Source organism: Pontibacter saemangeumensis (assembly GCF_039541895.1).
Taxonomy (GTDB): Bacteria; Bacteroidota; Bacteroidia; order Cytophagales; family Hymenobacteraceae; genus Pontibacter; species Pontibacter saemangeumensis.
This window is the reverse complement of the sequence record NZ_BAABHC010000042.1, coordinates 45,816-72,428: the sequence shown is the minus strand read 5'-3', so window position 1 is coordinate 72,428 and position 26,613 is coordinate 45,816. Positions and strand designations below refer to the sequence as shown.

General features: G+C 53.7%; 23 protein-coding genes. 8 read left to right on the top strand and 15 right to left on the bottom strand.

Translation table 11 applies throughout. The annotated features are described in order from the left end of the window. The first annotated feature begins 11 nt into the window (after nt 1-11). Nucleotides 12-1,838, top strand: coding sequence for a DEAD/DEAH box helicase (locus ABD920_RS24475; RefSeq protein WP_345163632.1), 1,827 nt, complete (start codon nt 12-14; stop codon nt 1,836-1,838). Nucleotides 1,839-2,162: 324 nt separating this feature from the next. Here the strand turns inward: ABD920_RS24475 and ABD920_RS24470 are convergent, their stop codons facing one another. The 3 genes from ABD920_RS24470 to ABD920_RS24460 all read right to left on the bottom strand — a co-directional run bounded on the left by ABD920_RS24470 (nt 2,163) and on the right by ABD920_RS24460 (nt 4,985). After that, nucleotides 2,163-2,615 carry a ferritin-like domain-containing protein gene (locus tag ABD920_RS24470; RefSeq protein ID WP_345163629.1) on the bottom strand — a complete coding sequence of 151 codons (453 nt, stop codon included), beginning with the start codon at nt 2,613-2,615 and terminating at the stop codon, nt 2,163-2,165. A 96-nt stretch (nt 2,616-2,711) separates the two neighbouring features. Continuing rightward, nucleotides 2,712-3,938, bottom strand: a complete 1,227-nt coding sequence (locus tag ABD920_RS24465; protein ID WP_345163626.1) for a BaiN/RdsA family NAD(P)/FAD-dependent oxidoreductase — start codon at nt 3,936-3,938, stop codon at nt 2,712-2,714. A gap of 219 nt (nt 3,939-4,157) precedes the next feature. Next, complete coding sequence (locus ABD920_RS24460) at nt 4,158-4,985, bottom strand: SDR family oxidoreductase (protein WP_345163623.1); 828 nt, start codon at nt 4,983-4,985, stop codon at nt 4,158-4,160. A 238-nt stretch (nt 4,986-5,223) separates the two neighbouring features. On the opposite strand from ABD920_RS24460, the gene ABD920_RS24455 reads away from it, so the two are divergent. Next, entirely contained in the window at nt 5,224-6,678 is a 1,455-nt protein-coding gene (locus tag ABD920_RS24455; protein ID WP_345163620.1) for a phytoene desaturase family protein, read from the top strand. A 274-nt stretch (nt 6,679-6,952) separates the two neighbouring features. Here ABD920_RS24455 and ABD920_RS24450 read toward each other — a convergent pair whose 3' ends face one another. Continuing rightward, nucleotides 6,953-7,360: a nuclease A inhibitor family protein gene (locus ABD920_RS24450; protein ID WP_345163616.1), complete on the bottom strand. Its 408-nt coding sequence runs from the start codon at nt 7,358-7,360 to the stop codon at nt 6,953-6,955. Nucleotides 7,361-7,482: 122 nt separating this feature from the next. Between ABD920_RS24450 and ABD920_RS24445 the strand changes: the two genes are divergently transcribed. Further along, nucleotides 7,483-8,358 (top strand): SDR family oxidoreductase, encoded by an 876-nt coding sequence (locus ABD920_RS24445; protein WP_345163613.1) that lies wholly within the window; start codon nt 7,483-7,485, stop codon nt 8,356-8,358. An 81-nt stretch (nt 8,359-8,439) separates the two neighbouring features. Here the strand turns inward: ABD920_RS24445 and ABD920_RS24440 are convergent, their stop codons facing one another. From ABD920_RS24440 to ABD920_RS24400, 9 genes are all read right to left on the bottom strand, one after another. Further along, a complete protein-coding gene (locus ABD920_RS24440; RefSeq protein WP_345163610.1) occupies nt 8,440-9,069 on the bottom strand; it encodes a hypothetical protein in 630 nt (209 codons plus the stop codon). A 191-nt stretch (nt 9,070-9,260) separates the two neighbouring features. Further along, the gene (locus ABD920_RS24435; protein WP_345163607.1) at nt 9,261-10,679 is read right to left on the bottom strand and encodes an alginate export family protein; all 1,419 of its coding nucleotides are present in this window, start codon (nt 10,677-10,679) and stop codon (nt 9,261-9,263) included. 98 nt (nt 10,680-10,777) lie between these two features. Next, complete coding sequence (locus ABD920_RS24430; RefSeq protein ID WP_345163604.1) at nt 10,778-11,425, bottom strand: SCO family protein; 648 nt, start codon at nt 11,423-11,425, stop codon at nt 10,778-10,780. A gap of 26 nt (nt 11,426-11,451) precedes the next feature. Then, nucleotides 11,452-12,273, bottom strand: coding sequence for a formylglycine-generating enzyme family protein (locus ABD920_RS24425; RefSeq protein WP_345163601.1), 822 nt, complete (start codon nt 12,271-12,273; stop codon nt 11,452-11,454). Between the two features lie 12 nt (nt 12,274-12,285). After that, complete coding sequence (gene nirK, locus ABD920_RS24420; protein ID WP_345163598.1) at nt 12,286-13,767, bottom strand: copper-containing nitrite reductase; 1,482 nt, start codon at nt 13,765-13,767, stop codon at nt 12,286-12,288. Between the two features lie 378 nt (nt 13,768-14,145). Beyond that, entirely contained in the window at nt 14,146-17,346 is a 3,201-nt protein-coding gene (locus ABD920_RS24415; RefSeq protein ID WP_345163595.1) for an efflux RND transporter permease subunit, read from the bottom strand. Nucleotides 17,347-17,375: 29 nt separating this feature from the next. Beyond that, on the bottom strand, nt 17,376-18,512 hold the full coding sequence (locus ABD920_RS24410) for an efflux RND transporter periplasmic adaptor subunit (RefSeq protein ID WP_345163592.1): 1,137 nt from the start codon (nt 18,510-18,512) through the stop codon (nt 17,376-17,378). A gap of 22 nt (nt 18,513-18,534) precedes the next feature. After that, the gene (locus ABD920_RS24405) at nt 18,535-19,863 is read right to left on the bottom strand and encodes a TolC family protein (RefSeq protein WP_345163590.1); all 1,329 of its coding nucleotides are present in this window, start codon (nt 19,861-19,863) and stop codon (nt 18,535-18,537) included. 210 nt (nt 19,864-20,073) lie between these two features. Next, nucleotides 20,074-20,655, bottom strand: a complete 582-nt coding sequence (locus ABD920_RS24400) for a TetR/AcrR family transcriptional regulator (RefSeq protein WP_345163587.1) — start codon at nt 20,653-20,655, stop codon at nt 20,074-20,076. A gap of 405 nt (nt 20,656-21,060) precedes the next feature. Here ABD920_RS24400 and ABD920_RS24395 point away from each other — a divergent pair, with 405 nt between their 5' ends. Both ABD920_RS24395 and ABD920_RS24390 read left to right on the top strand, forming a co-directional pair. After that, nucleotides 21,061-21,438, top strand: a complete 378-nt coding sequence (locus tag ABD920_RS24395) for a hypothetical protein (RefSeq protein WP_345163585.1) — start codon at nt 21,061-21,063, stop codon at nt 21,436-21,438. A 126-nt stretch (nt 21,439-21,564) separates the two neighbouring features. Then, on the top strand, nt 21,565-22,446 hold the full coding sequence (locus ABD920_RS24390; protein WP_345163582.1) for an alpha/beta hydrolase: 882 nt from the start codon (nt 21,565-21,567) through the stop codon (nt 22,444-22,446). 61 nt (nt 22,447-22,507) lie between these two features. On the opposite strand, the gene ABD920_RS24385 is transcribed toward ABD920_RS24390, so the two are convergent. Further along, complete coding sequence (locus ABD920_RS24385; protein WP_345163579.1) at nt 22,508-22,876, bottom strand: YkvA family protein; 369 nt, start codon at nt 22,874-22,876, stop codon at nt 22,508-22,510. A 290-nt stretch (nt 22,877-23,166) separates the two neighbouring features. On the opposite strand from ABD920_RS24385, the gene ABD920_RS24380 reads away from it, so the two are divergent. After that, nucleotides 23,167-23,751, top strand: a complete 585-nt coding sequence (locus ABD920_RS24380; RefSeq protein ID WP_345163575.1) for an SRPBCC family protein — start codon at nt 23,167-23,169, stop codon at nt 23,749-23,751. Then, nucleotides 23,735-24,265, top strand: coding sequence for a DinB family protein (locus ABD920_RS24375; RefSeq protein ID WP_345163572.1), 531 nt, complete (start codon nt 23,735-23,737; stop codon nt 24,263-24,265). Before ABD920_RS24380 ends, ABD920_RS24375 begins: the two co-directional genes overlap by 17 nt. 118 nt (nt 24,266-24,383) lie before the next feature. Here ABD920_RS24375 and ABD920_RS24370 read toward each other — a convergent pair whose 3' ends face one another. Then, nucleotides 24,384-25,814: a PhoH family protein gene (locus ABD920_RS24370; protein WP_345163569.1), complete on the bottom strand. Its 1,431-nt coding sequence runs from the start codon at nt 25,812-25,814 to the stop codon at nt 24,384-24,386. 276 nt (nt 25,815-26,090) lie between these two features. Between ABD920_RS24370 and ABD920_RS24365 the strand changes: the two genes are divergently transcribed. Continuing rightward, nucleotides 26,091-26,573 (top strand): toxin-antitoxin system YwqK family antitoxin, encoded by a 483-nt coding sequence (locus ABD920_RS24365; RefSeq protein WP_345163566.1) that lies wholly within the window; start codon nt 26,091-26,093, stop codon nt 26,571-26,573. The last annotated feature ends 40 nt before the right edge of the window (nt 26,574-26,613 follow it).

The window sequence follows — 26,613 nt, the reverse complement described above, 5'->3', positions numbered from 1 at the left end:
AAGTAATTTAGATGAACAAAATTAGATTTGATGAGCTTCCGCTTTCGCCGGAAGTACAGCGTGCTATCGCTGACATGGGCTTCGAAGAAGCCTCTCCCATCCAGACCCAAGCCATCCCGGTAGTTTTAGAAGGAAGAGACATTATTGGTCAGGCCCAGACAGGCACCGGTAAAACGGCCGCCTTTGGTATCCCGACCATTGAACAGATTGACCCGACTGACCGCAGGGTGCAGGCGCTGATCCTGTGCCCGACGCGTGAGCTGGCGATACAGGTTTCAGGTGAGATCCAGAAGCTGGCCAAGTACAAGACTGGCATCAGCGTGGTTCCTATATATGGCGGGCAGCCCTATGACCGCCAACTGCGCGCCCTTAAGCAGGGAGTGCAGATCGTGATCGGAACGCCCGGCCGCGTAATGGACCACATCCAGCGCGGTACCCTGGTGCTGGACAACGTGAAGAAGATCATCCTGGACGAGGCGGACGAAATGCTGGACATGGGCTTCCGCGAGGACATTGAGTTTGTGCTTGAGCGCATCCCCGAAGACCGCCAGACGATTTTCTTCTCTGCCACCATGTCGAAGCCGATCATGGAGATGACGAAGCGTTACCAGACAGACCCTGTTATCGTGAAAGTGGTACACCAGGAGCTAACCGTGACCAACATCGACCAGGTTTATTTCGAGGTGCGCAGCAGCGCGAAGCAGGACGTGCTTTCACGCCTGATCGACATGTATAACCTGAAGTCCGCCATCATTTTCTGCAATACCAAGCGTATGGTGGATGAGCTGGTAGGCGGCCTGCAGGCCCGCGGCTATTTCGCTGATGCCCTGCACGGCGACCTGAACCAGAACCAGCGCTCCAATGTGATGGGCAAGTTCCGCAACGGAACCCTCGAGATATTGGTGGCGACGGATGTGGCTGCCCGCGGCCTCGACGTGGAAAACGTGGAGGCTGTCATTAACTATGACCTTCCGCAGGACGAAGAGTCATATGTGCACCGCATTGGCCGTACAGGCCGTGCCGGTAAGTCTGGTAAGGCGTTCTCCTTTGTTGGAGGCCGTACCGACGGGTACAAGATAAAAGACATCATGCGCTTTACCAAAGCGAAAATTGTGTTGCAGCAGGTTCCTTCCCTGGAAGATGTTAATGAAATCCGCACCACTCTTTTCTTTGATAAGGTGAAAGAAGTGCTGGAGAAAGGCCACCTCGCCAAGCAGGTTGCCCGCATTGAGCGTTTCGTGAACGAGACAGACGGCTATACGCCGCTTGACGTGGCGTCTGCTTTGCTGAAGATGAGCATGAAAGAGGCGAAAGTGAAGGAGAAAGGTGCCGAGGCCGAAAAAGGGCTCAGCGCTACCAAGGATGGCATGGACCGTCTCTTCATCACCATCGGGAAGAAAGACCAGGTGCATCCGAAAGACCTGATCGACCTGCTTGCCCAGAACGCCAGCATACCGGCCGGAAGGGTAGGGGATATCGACCTGTATGACAAGTTCAGCTTTGTGGAAGTGCCCTCTGAGTATACGGCAGAGATAGTTGCTAACCTGGGGCGCATCGAATACCAGGGCCGATCTGTGGTGGTTGAGAAATCGCAGAAGAAAGGCGCTGGCAGTGAAGGCGGCCGTGGCGACAGAGATGACACCGGTTTCGGCGACAGAGGCGACCGCAGAGGCGGCGGCTTCGACCGTGACAGGAACCGCGGCGGCGGAGGCGGCTCTTTCAGAGACAGAGACCGCGGCGGCGACAGCAGAGGAGGTGATCGCAGAGGCGGCGGCGGCTTCGACCGTGACAGAAACCGTGGCGGCGGCGGCGGTGGATTCCGCAAAAGAAGATTCTAAAAAAATAACTTTCTTTTTACTCCCCCGTATATATAATCATGCAGGGTTAAGGTGTGAAAAGCTTTAAAACTGATAGAAAAGGCCGGCTTCAAATGTCGGCCTTTTTGTTTTGGCCCGCTTCAAAGCAATTGGCGCAACATCTGCAGCAGCAGGACGTAAAAATAAGCATAAAAAGGTTGGAAGATTAACGCTGGCTGTTGTGAGACAGCTGGCCGTCACAAGGGTAACATCAGACGGGTGCTGCCCTTGTTTTTTTATGCTGCCTCTAGAAGATCATAAAAAAAGGGAGCCGAAGCCCCCTTTCAGATTTATAACGGATGCAATTTAATGCGTTTTAGCCGCATCGCGCAGCGACCGGATATGGTCGTGCGCCCTTTTCACATCTTCGTATTGCTGCTGAACGATTTGCTTGAGGGTGGCTGGCAGGTCTTTGTCAAGTGCTTCCTTATATGCCTTTACCGCGTAATCCTCACCGCGCTCGCACTCTTCCAGTACACGCCTTCTGTCTCGTGAGGACAGCGCAGATTTCAGGTCGATCCAGGCACGGTGCACGGTTCCTTCGATTGAGCTTGACTCATCATCCAGGCTTCCCATTTTCACCAGTTGGTCCTGCAGCTCTGTAATCATGCTGTCGCGCTGCACGGCATACTTCTTGAAGAGGTCTTTCAGGTCTTTGTCCTCCACGTCTTCAGAAGCAGTCAGGTAGCCTTTGGCACCGTCTTTACAACGCTCGATGAGGTGATGTATGGTTGATCCTATTTCTTTATTGATTGCCATAGTTTTATAGGTTTTGTTTTCAAGGTTTCAGTTTCTGTTATGCTGATGTACTGCTATTTTTTCAAAATAGTTGCCATGGTGCATATAGGATGCTGACTACGCGAGGCTTTCGGCCATTGCTTTTCCGGCCTGGTAACCGGTTGTCCAGGCAGCCTGAAAATTGAACCCACCCGTAACGCCGTCAATGTCCAGCACCTCGCCCGCAAAGTAAAGACCCGGCTGCACACGGCTCTCCATTGTTTTCATGTGCACCGAACTGAGGTCCAAGCCACCGCAGGTTACGAATTCCTCTTTAAACGTTGTCTTGCCCTTTACTTCCATTGGCATGCGAAGCAGTGCCTCCACCAGTTTGTTCGTGCTCTTGCCGGGCAGTTCGGCCCAGCGGGTTTCAGCAGCTACTTCGGCCAGAGCGGCAAGGACCTTCCAAAGACGCTGTGGCAAGCCGAACAGTGGGTTGGCGCTCACCACCTTTTTAGGGTGTGCCTGCCGGTAAGCCTGCAGGTGCTCCCGAAGGGTTTCTTCCGTAAAGTCCGGTATCCAGTTGATGAGTGCCGTGAAATTATACTGCTGCTCATGGAAAAAACGCGCCCCCCAGGCTGATAGCTTCAGCACGGCGGGCCCGCTGTAGCCCCAGTGCGTAATCAGCAGTGGCCCTTCATACTCCAGTTTCTGGCCCGCCACGCGCACCTTCGCCCGCGGCACCGACACCCCTTGCAGTTCCTTTAAAGGGGAGGCGGGCACATTAAAGGTGAACAGCGAGGGCACCGGCTCCTGGATGGCATGCCCCAGTTCCCGCAGCCAGTCATAGCCCTGGGTTTTCGGATTGCCGCCCGTGCATACCAGCACCTTGTTTGCCATAACGCATTCGCCCGAGCTCAGCTTAAGGCTGAAAAGCGACTGTCCGTTACCTGAAGGTTCGGCGGCGATGCGTTCTACACCCGCCCCCGTTCGGATCTGCACGCCCACCCGCTGTGCTTCCTGCATCAGGCAGTGGACGATTGTTTCAGAGTTGTCCGTTACCGGGAACATGCGGCCATCAGCTTCCGCCTTCAGCGGCACCCCACGCTGCGCAAACCAGTCGATGGTTTCCTGCGCCCCGAAAAGCTTGAACGCCTCCTTCAGCTGTTTGCCACCCCGGGGATATTGTTGCGACAGCACCGTCGGAACGAAGCAATGGTGGGTAACGTTGCACCGTCCTCCGCCCGACACCCGCACTTTTGAGAGCAGTTTCCCTGATTTTTCCAGCAACAACACTGTTGCCTCCGGGTTGAATTGGGCGCAGGTGATGGCCCCAAAAAAACCAGCCGCCCCACCACCTACCACTACTACGGTAGGTTTGCTTGTTGATGCTTGTTGCTTGATAAGCGCTATATATTAAATGATAGAAAAGATCATATGCCTGCTGCTGTTGGTATTTCAATCTAAAAACTTATTCGTACAGAAGGTTTCAGGAAACAACCCAACGGCATTATCTGCTACATCAAGTGCAAATTATACCTTAACCTTGCTGCCAGCAGCAACCAACAACTATTTGCAAAGATACTAAAAGAAGTTCATCGGGTCGGGGTGAAGGAAGGAGTAGGACAGGGCATCTTTCAATTTCTGGCTGTTGATGAGCTTGAAGTGGGTATCCTGCATGTCGTCAAATTCCGGGGGTGTGAGCCCAAGCGCATGGGCAGCCTGTGTGTAAAATTCCCTGCGGAGCGGGTGCTGATCGGCGCAGGCATGGTATACCTCCCCCCACTTCTCCTGCTCAATGATGCGGTATATGATCTGGATGCAATCGTCCAGGTGTATCAGGTTGACCGGAGCATCCCCATTTGGAACATGTTTCTTGCCTGCCAGGAAGCGCCCCGGCTTACGGTTTTCCCCAACCAGACCGCCGAAACGCAGGATCGTTGTCATCCAGCCGTCCCCGCGCTGAAACAGTTTTTCGGCCTGTAGCAGCATGTTTTCCGGCTGCTGCTCCGCTGTAAACGCAATGTCTTCCTCTGTCACAACGCGGTTCAGATCTGGATATACGGAGGTGGAGGAGACAAACAGCACGCGGTTTACCGGAGACGAGGCCAAAGCCTTCACCAGCAGGTGCATCTGTTTCAGATAACTTTCGCCCCCGTCGGAGCGCAGGTGCGGCGGTATGTTCAGGACCAGCACCTTCGACTGAAGGAAATGCTGTAAAGCCTCTGAATCCGATGCCTCCCTTTGCAGGTTCAACAGGTAGGGGCTTATGCCTTCCGTTTGCAGCAGTTCCAGCTTTTCCGGGGAGGTGGTCGAGCCATTTACCTCATAGCCGGCCTTTACAAGTTGCGCGGCCAATGGCAGACCAAGCCATCCGCAGCCCATGATGCTGATCTTCTCTTTTTCACTCATATTGTTAAACTATATATCCTGTTCCTGCCATACGTGTGGTATATCCCTCTTATATAAAGCAGATGAAGTACTTAGTTGATTTGATAGGCATCATTTTGACTTGCTGGTACAATACACTATCGACTCCACACCAACACGCACAATTCAGTTACCCTGATTTCTGGATTAACAATTAGAAGGCGCTGCTGTTTAAGGTGCGGCGGTTGCGCTGTGATAGCCGCTGTAAAGTAACAGATAAATGAGGTACGATGTCCTACTGGTTGGCTCCGGTTTTGGTTCACTGACCGCTGCGGCACTGCTCGCAAAACGCGGGCTGAAGGTGTGCGTACTGGAGCAGGCGAAGTACCCCGGCGGATGCGCCTCTTCCTTTAAGCGCAAAGGCTACTGGTTTGAAACGGGCGCAACGACGCTGGTGGGGCTGGATGAGGACATGCCCCTGCGCTACCTGCTCGATGCCACGGGAATCACGGTGCCGGTGCAGCAATTGGAGCCTTCTATGCAGGTTCACCTGGCAGGCGGAGAGGTTCTGACGCGGTATAAAAGCCTGGAGAGATGGATTGCTGAGGCAGAACGAGTTTTCGGGAAGCACAACCAGCGGCCGTTCTGGGAACACTGCTACAAAGTCAGCCAGGCGGTGTGGCGCACGTCGCTGCAGCAACGGAGCTTTCCGTTTTCAAACCTAAAGGACCTCTTGCTGTCAGCGGCACATGTGCGGCCGGCGCAGCTACGGCTCCTGAGGGGCGCTTTTCGCACCATGCAGGACGTGCTGCTACAGTACGACCTGCATACTAATCAGGTATTTGTCGATTTTGTGAACGAACAGCTGCTGATCACGGCGCAAAACCACTTAGAGGAGGTGAATGAGCTGTTCGGGGCCACCGCTCTCTGCTACACCTTATACAGCAACTACTATGTGCCAGGCGGGCTGATCAATCTCGTGAAACCTGTTGTGGACTATATAACCCGAAAAGGCGGGGATATAAAGTACGGGCAGCAGGTGCAGCGCATCAGCCGGATGGAGGGCGGATACCAGGTCAGCACGGGCAAAGGGTCTTTTGAGAGCCGGTTCGTTATCAGTGGGGTTCCCCTGAACAACACGCTGGAGCTTTTTGAGGAGGCAGCTACCCGGAGACGCCTGAAGCGCCACATCCTACCCTCTGCGCACTTGAACGGGGCTTTTACGATGGGGCTGGTACTGCAGGGGCAAAAGCCGCCGGCGGTGCTGCATCACCAGGTGCACGTGCCGGGGGGGCTGCCGGTAATCGGGAGCAAAAGCATCTTTATAAGCTTCAGCCACCCCGAGGACAGGCTACGGGCGCCGGCAGGGGAGTTGGTTGCCAGCATCAGTACGCATGTGCAGCACCCGCAGCAAAACCATATACAGGACAAGGCGGTGATCGAGGAGGCAATCGTGGACGCCCTGGCACAGCAGGGGCTCATCCAGCGCGAGCATATAAAGCTGCAGCAGTCGGCCACGCCTGGTGCCTGGATTTTCTGGACCGGGCGCGCCTACGGTGCCGTGGGAGGCTACCCGCAATTCCGCCACATAAAACCCTGGCAAATGAAAGACGCCCGACTCGATCACCAGGGTGCCTATCTCTGCGGCGATACGGTGTATCCGGGGCAGGGCATAGTGGGTGTTTGCCTCAGCGGGATCATAGCCGTAGAGAAACTGCTTCAGGATCACTTTTAGACAATTTTGGCAGACAATGCCTACCTGAAGGTCTACCTGCGGAAGCGTTTATCCCTTCACGCTATTTATATATAACTACAGTTGCAATATGTCTTGTTAATTTTTTCATGACCGATAGCCCACGCCTGCCCTTCTTGGCGGGGCAGGCGTGGGGCAACCTTTGACTAAGTAACCGAAACGCAACCTGAGTTTATGTATGATTAAACATGGCCTCCAGACGCAGCAGTCATATATAAACACTATATAACAAGCGCGCCTGAAGGGGATAAATAGATTAGGTTTCTACCAACACCGTTTTCAACCCTGTTATTTTCCCCTCCTGTGTGGTGCCGAGGATGAAGGCCGTGATGCGGTTCTCGCCGATGCGGTACACTTTCACGTCCGGCAGCAGTTCCTTCAGTTTTGCCTGCAGCTGCTGGAACCGCTCGGCCCGTGCAAGCTCCTCCGGGGTTTCTTCTGCCGCCCGGGTCTGGTTGCGGAAGAAGTAATCCAGCTCCACCACCTCCATCGGGTATTGCGCCGGCATGCCTGACAGTTTGTGCACGGTGTCCTCGTTCAGCGCTTCGCCATCCTGCTGCTCATCATAGTAAAATTCGAAAGGCTCGTCGGTTTCGCTCCGCATCAGGAGCCCGTTCACGGCCTGCTTCAGTTCAGATTCTATTTGCTGTAAGTCCATCTTCATATCAATTTAGGTTCAAAGGAATACGAAATCCATCTGATTATATCCTGCTGTTCATTTAATTTTATACGTCGTGTTTTATTACGTTTACGTTATTCCTTACATAGCACCTAAAGGTAAAAGAAATGATCAAAGCAGAACCAATGCTGAAAGAAGGCGCCCTGAAAGGCAAGACTATCATCGTCACAGGGGGCGGCACGGGCCTCGGTCGCTCTATGGTGAAATATTTCCTGGAACTCGGCGCGAATGCCGTCATCTGCAGCCGCAAACTGGACGTGCTGGAGGCATCGGCGAAGGAGCTGGAGCAGGAGACGGGTGGGCAGGTGCTGCCTGTTGCGTGCGATGTGCGCAAATATAATGAGATTGAAGCCATGCTGCAGGCGACGCTGGAGCGGTTTGGCAGGGTGGATGTGCTGGTTAACAACGCTGCCGGCAATTTTGTGAGCCCCACCGAGCGGCTGAGCCCTAAAGCCTTTGATGTGATCACAGACATCGTGCTGAAGGGCAGCTATAATTGCACCCTTGCCCTTGGCAAACACTGGATAGAACAAAAGCAGGAGGCCGCCATTCTGAACATCGTGACAACCTACGCTTGGACCGGCTCCGGGTATGTGGTGCCATCGGCCTGTGCCAAGGCGGGCGTGCTGGCCATGACGCGCTCACTCGCTTCGGAGTGGGCGAAATATGGCATTCGCTCCAACGCAATTGCTCCCGGCCCTTTCCCGACAGAGGGGGCCTGGACGCGCCTTTTCCCGAAACAGCTGGCCGAGAAGCTGGACCCGGTGAAGCGAATTCCTGTCGGGCGATTCGGGGAACACCAGGAACTGGCCAACCTGGCTGCTTACCTGGTATCAGGCTATGCGGCCTTTGTTAACGGGGAAGTGGTGACCATAGACGGAGGGGAGTGGCTGTATGGCGCCGGCGAGTTCAACGCCTTCGACCAGATCCCGCAGGAAATGTGGGACGCCATGGAAAAGCAGATGCGCGGAAAGGGGCAATAGCCTTATCTTAGATATATATAAAAGCAAAAGCGCAGCCTGTGAACTGCGCTTTTGCTTTGGGTAAAGGTATTCTGAAACTATTTATTGGGAGAGCATATACACCAGCGCAATATTTACACCTAATGCAACTCCCCAATTTGTCCAGACCTTGCGGGACTTGATTTTGCGGGAACTCTGCTTATACCCATTCACATAATCAGGGTTTTGCATCCGTTCGTGGCTTGGGTAGTCGAGATTCTTGTCTTTAGGAGTAGTGCTTGAGCAGGCGATGGCAGGAATAAGCCCTACCAGTGGCGACAGAAGGCTTACTGCCAGTGTGCCTGTGCTCGCTCCTTTATAACCTTGGTAGTAGTTGCCCGCGTCCATCTGGCCCTGCCCATAGAGGTTAGCGCCGGTTGCTACGGGCGGCGCTGCCTGGGTAGAAGCTGTCACATCTGCGGGCTCCGAAGAAGCAAGTTCAAACACTTCGGTTGTCTTATTCTCATATTGTATCAACAAGACATCTGCTTTGGCTACAGAATAAGTGGGGCCTTCCAGCAAGTCGAACCGCTTGTACTTCACCTCGCCCGGTGTAATTTCCAGCACTTTAGCCTGCACACTCTCCCCGGATCGTTTGGTGATAGTGTCCTGTGCCTGAACTGCTTGTAACAAAACCAGGCACAGGAAACTGAACAAAAGATTAGTTTTTAAAAATGGGGTGTTTGTTTTCATGGTAGAAGTAGTGGAATAGAAATCCAAAAGTATCACATATTATATAAATAACAAATAAATATATAGTGATACAAAAATTAATGTTCAGGTTGCGATGCTGAAGCATTCTCCAGCTACTTTACCCAATTTGCTGCTTCACGGAAAGAAGGGGAAGGAAAAGTTAACTTATAAATAACCCGGGCTTGGAAGCATTATTTTCCCGGATTGGCTTTGGCCAGGAAATCGGGGGCGAAGTTCAGCATGAGGTAAGCCCACTGCCCTGTGTTCTGTTTGTTTGCAGCGGGTGCTTTCAGCAAATCCAGTGTTGTAGTTCCGAGCATGGTGGCATAGCCTGCCTCGATGTTCACGTTCTTAAGGATATTATAATTTACCACAAAGTCGATCTCTGTGCCTAAACGCCCTGCAGCGGTTTTTTCTGCCGTTGCTCCTTCCGTTGCAGCAGCGACCTTGTTTCCAGCATAGAACTCGTGCAGGTCTAAGGTAAATACCAGGTTCTCTTTCGCCGCAAAAGTGTTCTTTAGGTATATATCCAGCAAACCGGGGGAGCGGGAGAGGCTGCCATCCACTCCAAACTGATCTGCGGCATAAAAGTAGTCCATCATGCCCCAGAATTTATGCGGCGTGCCGTAGAGCGGATCAAAGCGGCGGTTTACTTTTCCTTGCCTGGCAGTGTTGTTGCCGGAGAGAAAATCAAATCCTGGATTCGTTGTAAATTTATAGACCTTAAAAGCAGCGGCGGCTGTGACGTTATATGCCTCCAGCGGATTCCCGAGTTTGTCCTGATTGCCCTGGTAGTAGGCTGCAGAGGTTAGTTTGATATGCTCGGAAGGGGTGGCGAATACGGCTGCGCCCACAGTCACACGGCTGTTTACACCCGGAACAAAGGTGGTTGTGTTCTCTACCGTCGTCGTTTTCTGGAAATCATCCTTAAAGAAAAGGAGACTTGCTTTCCCCAGCTTTCCCGTTCTGGCGAAGTAACCGTATTGCATGGACTTATACAGCATGCCGATGCCGTTGGTACCTGGCACCACAGGTGCTGTCGGAATACCGTTATATAGGCTGCCGCTCTTGTTTGGCGTGTCCTGTCCGTGGTTTTGGTTGAAAGCGAATCCCGCGTCCGCTATCCAGCCTTTGTGGCTGAATCTGATCACCACGGCATCGTGGCGCCTGGCCTGCTGCAGCCAGTCCAGGTTGCCCAGCAGGCGGGAATCGTCATATATGATTTCCTGCCGGCCTGCTTTCACAGAGAGATTATCTACTTTTATGGTAACCGAGTCACTCAGGATAAGTTCGCCCCAGGCCTGGTGCAGGAAAAACTTGCTCCCCTCCAGGTTGCTGATCGTGGACTGATCGGAACCCCAGACCCGCACCTCCTGCACCGAGGTTAAAAATCGGAAGCGCTCTGCCGCATAGCCTAAGTTTAAACGGGTGCGCTGGGTTGTGAAGAAACTGGCTTTGGCATCTTTGGCAGGAAGCGTTCCCTGGCCATCCCGAAGCTCTGTCCTCGTCCTGATCTGCCCCGTAAGCGACACCTGGGCCAGGGAGGAGGTATGGATAATAACGACACCCATCCCGGACAGGAGCAGCTTTTGTAGTAATTTTCCTTTCATATCACTTCAGAAATAAAGGCGTTTATATATCAGAAATAAAGGCGTTTATATATAGGTGTCAGGAGGGATTGCAGGAGAACAATTAGCCGGGGTTAACCTTAGAGCAGCAATCCTTCTATGGCTTTCACTGTCTCATCGGGCTCCACACCCAGCCCTTCCTGTTGATGAATGATTTCCCCGTTGGCGTTCAGCACCGAGATGATGTTAGAATGGGCGATATCGCCATTGGGTGCTTTTTTGTATTTCATGTTGAGCAGCACGGCGAGTTCCTGTATGGCAGCATCCTCACCCGTTAAGAGCACCCACCTGTCAGCTTCCAGTTTGTTGGCTGCGGCAAACGTTTTTAATTGTGCGGGCGTGTCATTGGCCGGGTCCATTGTTACCAGCACGATACCCACGTCTTGCCGCTTTACTTTCTCCAGCGAGGTTTCAATGCGCTTCAGGTCGGCCACAATTCTGGGGCAGGCATAGGTGCAGCTGGTATATACCATCGCCACGATCTGCACTTTCCCTTTCAGGTTCACTAGGCGGATGCTTTCCCCGGCCTGCGTTTTCCAATCTGATTCCAGATTATATAAAGACATGTCTGTTACTGTGCCCAGAGATTCAGGACCTGCCGCGCCACCGGCCGTCAGGTGCGCCGCGTGGGCCGCTGTTTCTGGTGGGGCAGAACTGGGACTTTCGTCTGAAGTGCAGGCCGTGAGTGCCAGGCTAAGAAGTATAGGGATAGTGAGATAGCGTTTCATAATGCTTTGGTAAGTGATTACAAAAATTAAATAGCGGGCCTTTTAGCTGGCTTTATAGATGCGTTTTTTTTGCTTTGGGCGCACCTGAAGCCGAGGTTGCCAACGGTGTAGTTCGCTTTCAGGCTGGAGCGGAAGGCGTAGCGCATAAAAGCCACATAGTTTTTCACGTCTTTGGCCCCGCTGGAACCCGAGCCGCAGAACAGCTGGCGGTCGAGGCTGGCATCTGACCTGGACTCACCGATCAGCAGCGCAGAGTTAAAGTCCTGTGTCCATTCCCATACCAGGCCAATCATGCCGTAGGCGCCGTAGTAGTTCCGGAAGCCTTGCTGCACCGGCGGCAGGTACTTGGGGTTCGGCTGGCTGTACCAGTCCAGGCTGCGCTGGTAGAACTTGTCATCGTTCGCCGCGTTGGCTTTGGTTTCGCTGGCAAGGGCGGTGTATTCCCATTCCGCTACGGTGGGCAGGCGCTTGCCCTGGCACTCGCAGTAAGCTTTGGCCGCAAACCACGACACATTCACGACAGGGCTGTTGCTGATTTTCCCGGCGTCCGGACCAATGTTTTGCCCGTTTGCCCAGTGGCGGAGGTAGTTTTCATCTGCAAAGATCTTCTTTACCTCCCCCTTATTCCATTTCGGGTTCTTTTCCAGGAAGGCCGCGTATTCGGCATTTGTCACGGGATAAGCATCCAGCAGAAAACTCTGTACCTCCACCGGCCCATTCTCATCACCATAAAGGGGCACAAAAGTGCCGCCCTTTACATTTACCATGTTTTGGGGCAACGACTTTTGTGCCTGCGCTTTATAGCAGACCCCAGCCATCATCAGTACTATCAGTAGTCTGGAGAGCATTATTTTAAGCTTTTAGTGGCTGCTTGCAGTGGCTTGCGCTGACCGTACCTGGGCAGGTGTCACCTCGCCGCCTTTGTTGCCCCAGTTGTTCAACACATAGGTCATCACGTTGGCGATCTCTTCGTCTGAGAGTTTCAGCTTTGGCATGGTGCTGTTGTAGAGCTCGCCATTCACTTTAATCTGGCCTTCCAGGCCGTGGGCGACTACCCCGATGGCTCTGTTCACGTCAGCGTTCAGGTAATCAGACTTCGCGAGCGGAGGGAAGGCGCCTTTGATGCCCTGGCCTTCTGCCTGGTGGCAAGCCTGGCAGTTCTGTGCATACAGTGTCTTTCCTAGTTCAAGCCGCATGTCTTTGCTGGAGGCCACGGCCGCTAACGGGGTTTTAGACATGGGCATTTCCTGCACCGTAGAGCCTTCCGGCTGGTAGATCTTCTGTACAATCTGGCCTGAATACAGCTTCTTGTCTTCCGCGCCTTCTACCTTCAGCATACCCAGGGCACCTTTGTTGAATGCCCGGAAGATGGAATGGTCTACCAGCACATAGTTGCCAGGAACATCTGCTTTAAACTCTGTAATGGCAGCGCCTCCGGCCGGTACCAGAGTTGTTTGGATGTTCTTGTTGGCAGTAGAACCGCCTTCCGCATATACATTATCGAAGATCTCACCAATGACGTGGAAGGAGGAAATGAGGTTAGGGCCGCCGTTACCCACAAACAGGCGAACAGTCTCACCTACCTTGGCAGTAAGGGCATTGTCTCCTGTCAGGGAGCCCACAGAGCCATTAAACACCACGTAAGAAGGATTTTCATCCAGGGCTTTTTCCATATCGAACGGTTGAAGGCCGGGTGCTCCGAATGCTCCTTTGGTGTAGAAGTCACCCTGCATCACGTAGTATTCTTTGTCTACTGCAGGAAGTCCCTCTTCAGGCTCCACCATGATCAAGCCGTACATGCCGTTGGCGATGTGCATGCCCACGGGAGCAGTAGCGCAGTGGTACACATATAGTCCGGGGTTCAGGGCTTTAAAGTTAAAGACCGTTTCGTGGCCAGGGGCTGTGAACGTAGAGGCCGCTCCTCCGCCCGGTCCGGTTACGGCGTGCAGGTCGATGTTGTGCGGGTTTTTGCTGTCAGGGTGGTTCATGAGGTGAAACTCCACCTCGTCATGCTGGCGGATTCGGATAAACTTGCCGGGCACGGAGCCGCCGAAGGTCCAGAAGGTGTAGTCCACACCATCGGCCATCTTTTTAACGACTTCGGTCACTTCCAACTGCACCACAACTTTAGCCGCGTGCTTTCGGGTGATAGGGGCTGGAACAAGGGGGGCGTCTGTGAGCTCTGCTTTGACGATGGGCAACTCAAGGGGAGTAGCCGCCTTGTCTGTCAAGGCGGTGGTTTCGGCCTTCGATGTTTGCGTACTGCAGGAACTGAGAATGCCAGCGCTATATATAGCCAGCGCTGCCATCACTACTGCGTTGTGTATAGGTGACCGTTTCATAAGTTGTGGAATTTTGGTTGTTTTTTTATGCTAATTAATTGCACGACCTCCACCTTTCTTATGACTTGCATCAGCTGCATAAGTGACTTATATCACTGTATTTACATATACTGTATTTTACATAGGCCTATAGCATTATTTGATGTTCAGACGCTGAAAATATTCTCAGATTTATATATAGTTAGCCGGGAAAATTAGCTGCTTTTATATATGCAGCATGTGATTATATGATAGCCATATATAAAGCGGCGCTCTAGCTTTGTATTGTGGAAGCTCGTAAACCAGCAGACTTTGATATTGATTTTGCCCCTTTAATAAAAAATAAAATAGCCCCGACTGAATGAGCCGGGGCTATATATAAAAGGTAGTCAGTAAAACCTAGTGCGGACTTACATAGCTCGGATCACCCCCTTCGTCCTCTTCAGCTGTATAATTTTTATCGCGGAGCTCAGCTAATCCTTTTTTACCATAGGCTACTCTCGTAATCACCACGAAGAGCACCGGCACCACGAAGATGGCCAGGAACGTGGCCGCCAGCATACCGCCGATCACCACCCACCCGATTGTCTGGCGCGATACGGCACCGGCGCCTGTGGCCATGGCCAGGGGCACCACGCCTAATATGAAAGCCAGCGAGGTCATGATAATCGGGCGTAGACGAAGCTTTACAGCCTCAATCGTCGCCTCGATCAGGTCCATGCCACGGTCCACGCGCTCCTTGGCGAACTCCACGATCAGGATGGCGTTTTTCGCTGCCAGACCGATGAGGGTGATCATACCAATCTGGGCATAGACATTATTGTCCAGCTTCGGCAGGAACGTGAGCGCTAGGATGGCCCCGAACATGCCCAGCGGTATCGCAAACAGGATAGAGAACGGCACCGACCAGCTTTCGTACAGGGCGGCCAGCAGCAGGAGCACCAGGATGATGGACAGCGAGAAGATATAGATGGTGCTGCTGCCGGCGGTTTTCTCTTCACGGCTGAGGCCGGAAAAGTCGTAGCCGTACCCTGTTGGCAGCACCTCTGCCGCCACTTCCTCCAGGGCGGCCAGTGCCTGGCCGCTGCTGTAGCCCGGCGCAGCGCTACCCAGTACTTCAGCGGAGCGGAACAGGTTGTAGTGGGATATAACCGCGGCATTTTCCACGACGCGCGAAGTTACCAGGGCACTCAGTGGCACGGACCCGCCCTGTCTGTTGATGACGTAGTACTGCCGCAGGCTTTCAATATCCATGCGGTACGCCGTGTCGGCCTGGGCCACCACCCGGAAGTTACGGCCGTAGCGGGTGAAGTCGTTCACGTACCGGCTTCCCATCAGGGAAGACATGGTCGCGTATATATCCGCGATATTCACGCCCAGCTGTTTTGCCTTCTCCCTGTCCACCTCCACATGGTAGCCGGGCGTGCGGGTGTTGAAGAAGCTGTAACCCATCGCGATTTCCGGGCGCTGGTTCACGGCTCCCAGAAACTGCCCAAGCACGGCTTCGAACTGCTTCAGGTCTCCACCCCCGGCGCGTTGTTCCAGCATAAAGCTGAATCCGCCGGAGTTACCCAAACCCGGAATAGCCGGAGGAGCCACTACCACCACGTTCGCTTCGCGCATGACGGCAAGCCGCTGATTGAGCGTAGTCATCACACCAGCCAACTGCTCCGATGCCTCCTCTCTCTCTGACCAGGGGTGTAACTGAATGAAAATGGTGCCACTGTTCGATTTAAAGGAGAAGTTAATGGCATTCAGGCCGCCAATGGCCGTGTAGTTCTTGATGGCCGGAATATCTGCCATGATTTTGCCCATTTCTGCCAGTACGGTTTCCGTTCTGGTGGCAGAGGAGCCCTCGGGCAACTCAATGGACACAAAGACACGCCCTTCATCCTCTGTCGGGATAAAGCCAGTGGGCTTAGCGGCAAACAGCCCGACCGTACCCGCATATAAACAGGCCAGCAGCACGAGCACAAGCGGAGCCGTCTTGATGCTTCTGCGCACTCCGCCCGAGTAGGATTCCGTGGTTCTAGCAAACCAGTTGTTGAACTTGTAGAAAAACTTGTTCAGCCCCCGCGATTTCTTGTTCACGTTCATGGGCTTCAGCATCAGCGAGCACAGCGCAGGCGTGAGTGTCAGCGCCACAAACGCCGAGATCAGCACCGAGATGGCAATGGTGATGGCAAACTGCTGGTACAGCCGGCCCACAATACCCGGGATGAAGCCCACGGGGATAAACACCGCAGCCAGGATAAGCGCAATGGCTATAACCGGGGCCGTGATATCCTTCATGGCTTTCCGGGTGGCCTCCTGTGCCGACAACCGCTCATGATCTATGTAATGCTGCACCGCTTCCACCACCACAATGGCATCGTCCACCACAATACCGATGGCGAGCACGAAACCAAACAAGGTCAGGGTGTTGATAGTAAAATCAAGCGGGATAAAAAAGATAAACGTGCCGATGATCGACACCGGAATGGCCAAAATCGGCACCAGCGTGGCCCGCCAGCTTTGCAGGAACAGGAACACAACGATGATCACGAGAATGAGGGCCTCGATCAGCGTGTGTACCACCTCGTTGATGGACACCTGCACCACAGACACCGTCTCGAAGGAAACCACATAGTCTACATCGGCCGGAAACGATTCCTTCAGCTCGTTCAGGGCAGCGTAGATACCTTCCGCTGTTTCGAGGGCGTTGCTGCCCGGTGCCTGGTACATCAGCAGGATCGCTGATGGCTTGCCATTGATGGTAGCCGCCCTTCCGTAGTCAAAACGTCCAAACTCAATCCTTGCCACGTCCCGGAGGTACACGAGCGAGCCATCCGCCGGATTGGTGCGCACAATAATGTTCTCGAACTCCTCCTGGGTTGACAGGCGGCCGGTTACCGTGATCGGGTACTGAAACGCCTGAGTATCGTACTGCGGTTTCGCCCCAACCGTACCGGCGGCCACCTGCAGGTTCTGTTCCTGAATGGCCCCCGTGATTTCGCTGGCGCTGATGCTGTACTGGGCGAGCTTGTCCGGCTGCAGCCAGATGCGCATACTGAAGTCCTGGCCCAGCGCATTTATATCCCCGACACCCTTCACCCGCAACAGTGCATCGCGGACATATATGTTCGTGTAGTTGTCGAGGTACTCAATGTCATGCGTCCCCTTTGGAGAGAAGATGCCCACCACCATCATGATGCTGGGGTTTCGCTTCCGCACGGTCACGCCCAGGCGCCTTACTTCCTCCGGCAGGCTCGGCTCAGCGATGCTTGCCCTGTTCTGCACGTCGAGCGTGGCGATGTCGATGTCAGTGCCTAACTCAAAGGTAACGGCCATGTTCATCTGCCCGGTGCTGGTGTTGGTGGAAGTGATATAGGCCATGCCCGGCGTGCCGTTGATCTGCGTCTCCACAGGAGTGGCCACTGTCTGCTCCACCGTCAAGGCATCCGCGCCCGTGTAGTTGGCCGTCACAGACACGACGGGAGGGGAGATATTCGGGTACTGGGTAACCGGCAGGTTCATCATTGCCAGTAGCCCCACCAGCACGATCACCACGGAGATCACGATGGAGGTGACCGGCCTTCTTATAAATACTTCTGATATCATGTTACGCTGGAAAGTCTTGCTTTAGAAAATTATCTTGCCGCTGCGGCGGGTTCGGATTGCTGTGACCCTGTCTGTACCTTCGCGCCCTGGCGGAGCTTCTGCAAGCCTTCCACCACAATGGTTTTGCCCTGCTCCAGGCCCTCGCGCACAACCACGCTGCTCCCAAAGCGGGTACCGAGCTGTACGTTCTGCTGCACCACGGAATCCCCCTGCACCACATACACGAAATACTCCCCGAGCTGCTCCGTCACCGATTTGTAAGGGATCACCACCTGCTCGCCGATATCCTCGTTCAGGACACGCACGTTCACCGTCATGCCGGGGATCAGGGTGCGGTCCTGGTTCGGGAATTGCAACCGGACGGTGGTGGTACCCGACTGCCGGCCGATGGCGCGGTCAATTACGATGAGCTTGCCTGGATAGGGGTAAGTGGTACTGTTGTTGAGCATGAGCATGAACAGCGAGTCTGGCTGCTGGCCCTGGGTCAGCTGGCTAAAGCGGCTGATCTCCTGTTGGTTGATCACAAAATCCACGGCGATCGGGTCGGTGGAGGAGATGGTGTTCAGGAGCGGTTGCCCCGGCGACACCTGCGCGCCCACCCGCACCTGCGAAATACCGATAGTGCCATCGAATGGCGCATTAATCGTGGCATAGCCAAGGTCGGTGGAGGCGCTGTTTACCTGTGCCTGCGCCGCCGCTACCTGCGCCTGCGCCGTCTGCACGTTGGTGCGGGCATAGTCCAGCTGCTGCCGGGCAATCGCCTCGCTCTCCGCAAGGCGCTCGTACCGCTCCAGGTCCTTCTTCACACGCTCCAGGTTCGCCTTGGCGCTCTGCAGGTTTGCCTGCGCCTGCTGGTACGTCGCCTGGTACTTGCTCTGGTCTATCTCATACAGGCGCTGGCCTTTGGTTACCCGCTGCCCGTCCTGCACATAGATGTTGGTGATATAACCGGACACCTGGGGCCGTAGCTCCACCTCCTTCAGGGGCACTACGGTGCCAGGGTAGGTGTCGGTGCCGGTAACGCTCTCCTCGGTTACGGTATAGGTATTGACAGGCACTGCGGCGGCGGCAGGGTTCTGCTGTTGGGCATTCTGGTCGCCACCGCAGGATACAAGTACAAACGGCCCGACCAGGGCAGCCAGCAGCCAAGATAAATTCCTTTTCATTCTATATATGATTTCTGTATGATTAGTTGATATCAATGTCCCCGATGGCGCGCTGGTAGTCTAGCTTGCTGGCGAGCACGCTAAAAAGGGCATTGTAATAATTTAGCTGGGTGGTGCGCAGGTCTGTCTCCGCCACGATCAGGTCTACATAGGCCTTCACGCCTTCGTCGTACTGTAGCCGGATGATGTCGTATACTTCCTGGGCCGCCTGCATATTGTCCCGCAGCGTCACCCACTCGTAGTAGTCGCTTTTATAGTTGGCGAGGGCCGTCTGGTACTCCGTGTTGATGGCTTTGCGGGCGTTTTCAACCTCCACCTCCGCGCGTTGCTCCTCCAGTTGGGCTATCTTCAGGTTCTGTATCCGCTTGGTCCCCTGAAAAATAGGCACCGTAACCTGCAGCCCCACTGCCGAGGTGGGGTAGGACTGGTCGTACAGCTGCGAGAAATCGTTGTTAAAGAAGATGGAGTTATGGTTGATGAAAGCCGACACCGTCGGCAGAAAGCCCCACTTGTTGTAGCTGGTGTTCAGGCTCAGCAGCTCCTGCTGCACTTTTAACTGCTGCAGTTCTACCCGGTTGGCAAAATCCACTAGCTCGGTCGTGTCCAGAAGCACCGCCTGCGCCATGGTTTCATAATCATAGTCCAGGTTCACCTCCGATTCGATCGGGAAGCCCATCAGTTGCTTCAGGTACGCCTGCTTGGCTTTCACGGCCTCAGCAGCCCTGTTGCGGTCGCTGCGGATATTAGCCAGCGTGATAGAGGCGCGCTGGTAGTCGGTCTTGTCCACGAGGCCAACCTCAAACCTGCTCCGGGCGTCGTTGTACTGCTTCTCCTGCCGCACAAGGTTCTCGTCCAGAATCCGGATCTGCTCCAGCGTGAGCAGCAGGTCGTAATAGGCCTTGCTCACCTCCACCACCGTATTGATCCGGGTGTTCAGCGTATTGAGATCCAGGTCCCTTCTAACATATCGCGCCGCCCGGGAAGACAGCAGCAGATCACTGCTGAAGATATTCTGGGTCGCCTGAAACAGGATGTTGGAGGAATAGTTGCGGCCTAAGGTTACAAGCTGGTCACCGAATGGCTGCTGCTGGAGCTTCAGAAACTTGGTGCCCGCGTAGCTGGCCGAGATCTGGGGGTACCAGCCTGAGAGGTTCGACTTGATCTGGTGTTCCCCGATTTCTTCATCGATCACCGCCTGCTCAACCGCCGCCCTGTTCGTCAGCGCGTAATCCACGCACTGTTCCAGGGTAAGTTTACCAGGGGCGGTCGCGGTACTGTCCTGTGCCTGCAGCAGGGACGGGAACAGCAGCAGGCCAAGCAGCAGTGGCTTTAGTCTATTCAAAAATTTCATGAAAATATAACGTAATAAATTAGAGCTGTGAGAGGTAGTCTGAATTTTCGCTGCATTGCCTGGTCGGCTGCGGGAAGCGTGTGGAATGGGGCTTTGTCATAGTTTTGGTATAGGTTATGGTATCGTAAATGCACTCAAAATGTTGATTAGCTTGAAAGGCCGCCTTGGTATGACCAAACGCCCTTTAAGTCGTGGCATTTGATAATCATCCTACCGCACCGACAGCCCGTCCCACATGATCTGGGCAATTTGCCTTAGTTCCTCATCCCCGAGTTTGATCTTGCCGTAGCGGTGTATTTTAGCGGTGGTGATGATACTGCCATGCGCCAGCACCCCTAATATCTCCGGGTTGGCGGGCCGCAGGTAACCTTCCTCGATCCCCTTCCTACAGAACCTGAACAGCTTTTCATAGAAGGCATCATAGCCTTTTTCCGGGTTTTTCGCACTGTAAGGGGAGTTCACAAACTGCTCAAAAAACTGCAGCACATTCGGGTTGTCGCGGTAGTAGTTAAAAAGACGCAGCCAGATGGAGAAAAAGCGCTCGGTGTAGGGCAGATCAGGGTTGTCGCCCTGCTGTACGGCCTCTATCCGCAGCCTGTTTACGTAGGAATACAGTTCACAGATCAGGCGTTCCTTGCTCTCGAAGTAATGGTAAATGGTGCCTGCGGCCACGCCGGCCTCCTTCGCCACCAGGCTCATCGGTGTGCCGTGAAAGCCATTCTCCTTTATCAACTCGAGTGTACTTTCCATTATCGCCTTCTTCTTGTCTGCTAACTGCTCTGTCTCGCTCATGCGTTCAATTGAATGTTCATTCGGTCCGCAAAGGTAGGTTAATTTTACGTTTTGCCCCTATAGTCCTAAAAAGATTTTCAAGAAGGAGGAAAGAGGGCCTTAACACCCGTTCTGCTTACAAGCCTTAGAGTTGTCCTTTGGGGAGAAAGATGCTCCGGATTGTGTAGCCATATATAGCAGACTATACAGGCCGTATGGGGTATAGTTTGAATTAGGGATGAGTTCTGTTTAATTAGTGGAATTGGCTATATTAGCTACCGGTTGATTTGCGGAGGCTGCGGGAGCAACAGAAATCAGTTTCAGTGGCAACCGACACCGTAAATAAATGCATACTATATAAGGTAACTGCTTATATATACATAGGGCAGCAGGTTTAAACTTAAATCCAGCAACTTGATAAAACCAATGAAGAATAAGAGGCAGGTGTTTCTGGAAACGTTTTTCAGTGCCTTGGGCGCTTGCCATGTGCGGTGGATGTACCAGGATGAGAAATGTGTTGCAGGTACCGTGATATATGACCCGGAAGACGAGGATGAGCGACAGGACTTTATCTGGCACGCAAAGGAGGGTGATACGCCACAGGACGAGGTGAAAACGCTGCTGAACCACCTGAAGGACCAGAAACTCTTGGGCATGGATAAACTGAAGATCCCGGCGGCGTACATCATTGTGCCGGGGCTGGACGCTTCTTCCACAGCGCTGGCGTTTGACGAACTGTTCAAAGTAAAGGTAAATATGGTGGAGGAGGGGCAGGAAACAGACTTTTACTGGATCCATGAATAAGATAGAATCCAATAGAAGGCAGCAGCACAGTTTTATATAGATTTCTGCACCCGCTGCTCCCGCAGGCTACCGGAAAAAAATTATCACCAACCCTGAAAATCTTAGCTCATATATAAATCGAACCCTATGCGAAAAAATTACCTGATCGGCCTACTGGCGGCGTGCCTGCTTTACCCCGCTACGCTCCTTGCCCAGACAACCGGAAAAGTGATGGATAACCTGTCTGTGAAAAGCAAGATCCTGAAGAGCAACCGGAAGTACGCCGTGTACCTGCCACCGGGCTACGACAGCTCACAGCGCAGCTACCCGGTGCTGTACTTGCTACACGGTGCCGGCGACGACCAGACCGGCTGGGTGCAGTTCGGGGAGGTGCTCCGGATTACGGACAAAGCCATCGAAGACGGCACGGCCACGCCCATGGTGATTGTGATGCCGGACGCCAACACCGGGCAGCGCGGCTATTTTAACGATGCCACCGGCGAGTGGCGTTATGAGGATTTCTTTTTCGAGGAATTTATGCCCTATATAGAAAAGGAATACCGCATCAAGGGCGAGAAGCGCTACCGCGCTGTTGCCGGCCTGTCGATGGGGGGCGGGGGCTCCTTTATGTACGCGCTGCATCACCCGGAGCTGTTCTCGTCGGCCTGCCCGCTGAGTGCCGCGGTGGGGCCGCTGTCATTGGCGGACGCGAAGACGTTCATGGCCCGCATCGGAAACAAGGAGGTGACGGCGACTGATGCCCAGGTGGAGGCTTACTACAAACGGCACAGCGCCCTTGAGTTAATCGAAACCATGCCGGCCGACTCTGTGAAGCAGGTGAATTGGTATATAGACTGCGGCGACGACGATTTCCTGTATGAGGGCAACGCCCTGGCGCATATTGCTCTGCGTAAAAAAGATATTCCCCACCAGTACCGCGTACGTGACGGCGCCCACAACTGGACCTACTGGCGCGAGGCGCTGCCCGAGGTGCTCGCCTTCGTCTCCAAAACCTTTCATCAGCATTAACTATATATAAAAAGCCCCGCCTGCAGCTGCAAGCGGGGCTTTTTATATATAGTTCTCTCCCTTAGAAGGTGCCGATGCGCGAATGGTCAAAGTTGCGGTCAGCCTCCCACTCCTTGAAGCGGGTGATCTCTTTCTGGAACGCATCCACAAACCAGGCCATCAGGCTGATGTCGTCCAGCAGGCCGATGCCCGGGATAAAGTCCGGGATAATGTCCAGCGGGGTCACCAGGTACAGGAGCACCGCCACGCCGATCAGTAAAGACTTGTTCGCCACCTGGCGGTAGTCGCCGCGGAAGTATGCCTTTATCAGGCGGATAAAAGTGAACATGAATTCCTTGAGCTGGTCAAAGCCGCTTTGCTTGCTGTCGGTATCCACCAGTTTGCCGTACGCCGATGTCAGCAGCACACCCAGCTTAAGGGGCTTCGTCATATAGCCGCCGGCTTTGCCGAGAAACTTTTTAAATATAGGATTCTGAGAGTATTTAAATCCCTTTGTTATCCAATCTTGTATCATTGCTTTATATTTTTTGTATAGTCTCTTCTTTCCCTCTACGTGCGAAAGATCTATTAGGCTGCCCCGGCCGTAATGGCCCCCTTTCTCAGGCCATTCACGCCTGAAAATATATATAGCTTCCTGCTTGATTCCTACCTAAAAGCTAACTTAACTTGGTGTAGAAATCAGCCGTCTGGCTGGATAAAACCTTAAACCCATTCCTTCTTATGAAGCTGCTGTTCAAAGTGCTTTTACCCTTGCCTGTGCTGTTGGCGGCAGCGGCCGGTGCTGCGTATTACCTGCTCCCGGCCGAGCTGGAGGTTCAGCAGGCTATTGTGCTGCAAGCCCCGCCGGAAGAGGTGTATGCACTGCTGGATAACCCGATGGAGTGGCAGAAGTGGAGTGTGCTGAATAAGCAGGAGGACCCTTCGATGATCCACCTGTACGGCGGACCCATGGCGGGTGCCGGCGCCCGCATGCAGTGGAGCGGGGACCGCGTCGGGAACGGCCAAGTGGTCTTCACGGAGAGCATCAGCCCTTCCTCTCTTACCTACAGGCAAAGCGAGAACGGAGCGGCGGAAAACATCCTGGGTTCGTTTACGCTGGCCCCTGTGGCGGGCGGCACGCAGGTCGTGTGGAAGCAGCAGGCGGTGGTGGGGCAGAGCCCCTGGCAAAAGGTGCTGGGCGCAGTACAGAAATACCGCAAGCAGGATGAAGTGGAGAAAGGGCTCCTCGGCCTTAAAACCTTACTCCTCAATAACAGTAAGAAAAAAGCAGTTAAAACAAGAACCGCTTATGCCGACCACCATTAACAGACCAACCGCAGAAGAATATCCGGCCATCTACCAGGATTACATGAGCCTGCTGCCGGAGGGGGACATTTTGTATTTGCTCGAGAAGCAGGCCGTGGACCTGCGGTATATGTTCAGGAACATTTCGGACGAACGTGCCGAGGAAACCTACGCCGAAGGCAAATGGACGATGAAAGAGGTGTTGCAGCACCTCATTGACGCAGAGCGCATTTTCGGGTACCGAGCCCTTTGCATCAGCCGTTACGAGGAGGTGGAGTTGCCGGGTTGGGACGAAAACAAATACGTGTACAATTCACTGGCCAACATCAGGCCCCTGGAAAACATACTGGATGAGTATGAACTGACGCGCCGCTCCAACATGGCCATGTTCCGCAGCTTTACCTACGAGATGATGAATAACTTCGGCGTGGCGAACGGCCGGCGTATCTCCGTGCGGGGCGTCATCCATGTGATGGCCGCGCATGAACTCCACCACATGCTCATCTTACAGGACCGTTACCTGAAGCGGAAGTAGGAATCATCAAACCAAAAATAAAGATATAGCGCATTAACTATTTAGCTTATAGATATATAACAGCAAAGCCTGCGTCCATAGCGCAGGCTTTGCTGTTATATACAAATGGGGGGCTTTCCTATAAAAGCTCGTTGGCCAGGTTTGCCAGTTCCGAACGTTCGCCCTTCAGCAGGGTAATGTGCGCGTAGAGCGGGTGGTCCTTCGCCCGGTCGATGAGGTAGGAGAGGCCGTTGCTCTGCGAGTCGAGGTAAGGGGTGTCGATCTGGTGCACATCGCCCGTAAAAACGATCTTGGTGTTTTCGCCGGCGCGCGAGATGATGGTTTTCACCTCGTGGGGCGTCAGGTTCTGGGCCTCGTCCACGATGAAGTAAATGTTCGAAAGGCTGCGGCCGCGGATATAGGCCAGCGGCGTAATCACCAGCTTCTCCAGGTCCACCATGTCGCGGATCTTCTGGAACTCCTTGCTTGTTTCCGCGAACTGGTTCTGGATGTATTTCAGGTTATCCCACAGCGGCTCCATATAGGGGTTCAGTTTCGATTTGATGTCGCCGGGCAGGTAGCCGATATCCTTGTTGCTGAGCGGCACCACGGGGCGCGCCAGATAGATCTGCTTATACTCGCGGCGCTGCTCAATGGCGGAGGCCAGCGCCAGCAGCGTCTTGCCGGTGCCTGCCACGCCCTGTACCGATACCAGCTTGATCTCCGGGTTCAGCAGGGCGTGCAGCGCGAAGGTCTGCTCCGCGTTGCGCGGTTTTACGCCGAAGGCAGTTGGCTTGTCTACCCGCTCCAGTTGTTTCTCTGCCGCGTTATAAAACGCTAACGAAGAGCTTTTAAAGCTTTTCAGGATAAAGAAGTGGTTGTCCTTCGGAACAGCCTGTAGTACCTTCTCCGGATCGCAGACCCCCTTCTCATACAGCTCGCTGATCACGGGCGCCGGCACATCCTCCACCGTGTCGTTGCCGGAGTAGAGGCCGGCCACGTCCTGTATCTTGCCTGTTTCGTAGTCCTCGGCGGTGAGGTTGAGGGCGCGGGCTTTCAGGCGCAGGTTAATGTCCTTGGTCACGAGCACGATCTTGCTCCCGGGCATTTCCTGCTTCAGCGTGAGGGCCGAGTTCAGGATGCGGTGGTCGTTTTTGTCACCGAAGATGGTGGTGGCATCCATGGACGTGGCCTCGTTCATCAGCACTTTAAAGGCGCCTTTGTTTTTACCGTTCAGCGGGAGCCACTCCTGCAGCTTGTGTTCCGCCGACAGCTTGTCTATATAGCGGATAAACTCGCGGGCCTCAAAGTTTTTGATATCATTGCCCTTCTTGAAGTTGTCGAGTTCCTCCAGCACCGTAATCGGGATGGCCACATCATGCTCCATGAAATTCTGGACGGCGCTGTGGTCGTAGAGGATCACGGAAGTATCGAGCACGAATACCTTTTTGGTTCCTGCTTCTGTGGCGCCTGGCTTCACCCTGGCTGTTTTACTGTTCCTGACAGTGGCGTTGGATTTTGAGACTTTCGAATTGCCGGAAGCGGCAGAAGAGGTTTTTGTGCTTGCCATAGGCTAAGGGCTAAGGGTGAAACTTGTGATAGCTGATTTTACGTTTCGGTGCTCCTGTTTCAGCCTTTTTACGTGAGTTTGTGAGGGGCGGCTACGCCAGCAGCAGGCGAAGCAGGAGGGGCGTTCATTTGCTAGGTATATTACACTTTCCCGCCTGGATATACAAGGTTAATTTTCAAAACTTTAGTAAGCTAAACGCTGTATAACTAAATGCTTAGTTGATATAAAATAATTTTTAAATTCGTAAAGATCTCCACCTTTAAAAAATTCAGCTATATGCTTATCAGGTTATGTTTTCTCTCTGCTTTCGTGCTGCTGCCATTGCTGGCCGAGGCACAACTGATCGCCAGAGCGCCGAAGGAGTCGTACGGTCGGGGCATCTGGCCTTTTCGCATTAACCGGTTTGATGATAACGGCAGGTTCCATGGCATGTGGAAAATCATGGGCCCCGATGAGAAGACCATGCTCCGGAAGGGGCGCTTCCGGCATGGCCGGGAAGTAGGCACCTGGCGCTACTTCTACTATCCCAGCGGCAATTTATATATGGTGGAGCGGCATAAGCGCAAGCTGGATTATATACCCGTGAAGCGCTATTATGAGAACGGGTCGCTTGAAAAGGAAGGACAGGCGAGGGTGGAGGATACCAAAGAGAAAATCCGCTACTTCTGGTTTGGCGAGTGGAAAGTATATGACGACAGCGGGAACTTCAGCCACACTGAGTACTATGTGAACGGAAACCGGTTGTTGTTGAAAGAATAAGCAGAAGGGGCAGCAGGACTATATACCTGCTGCCCCTCTA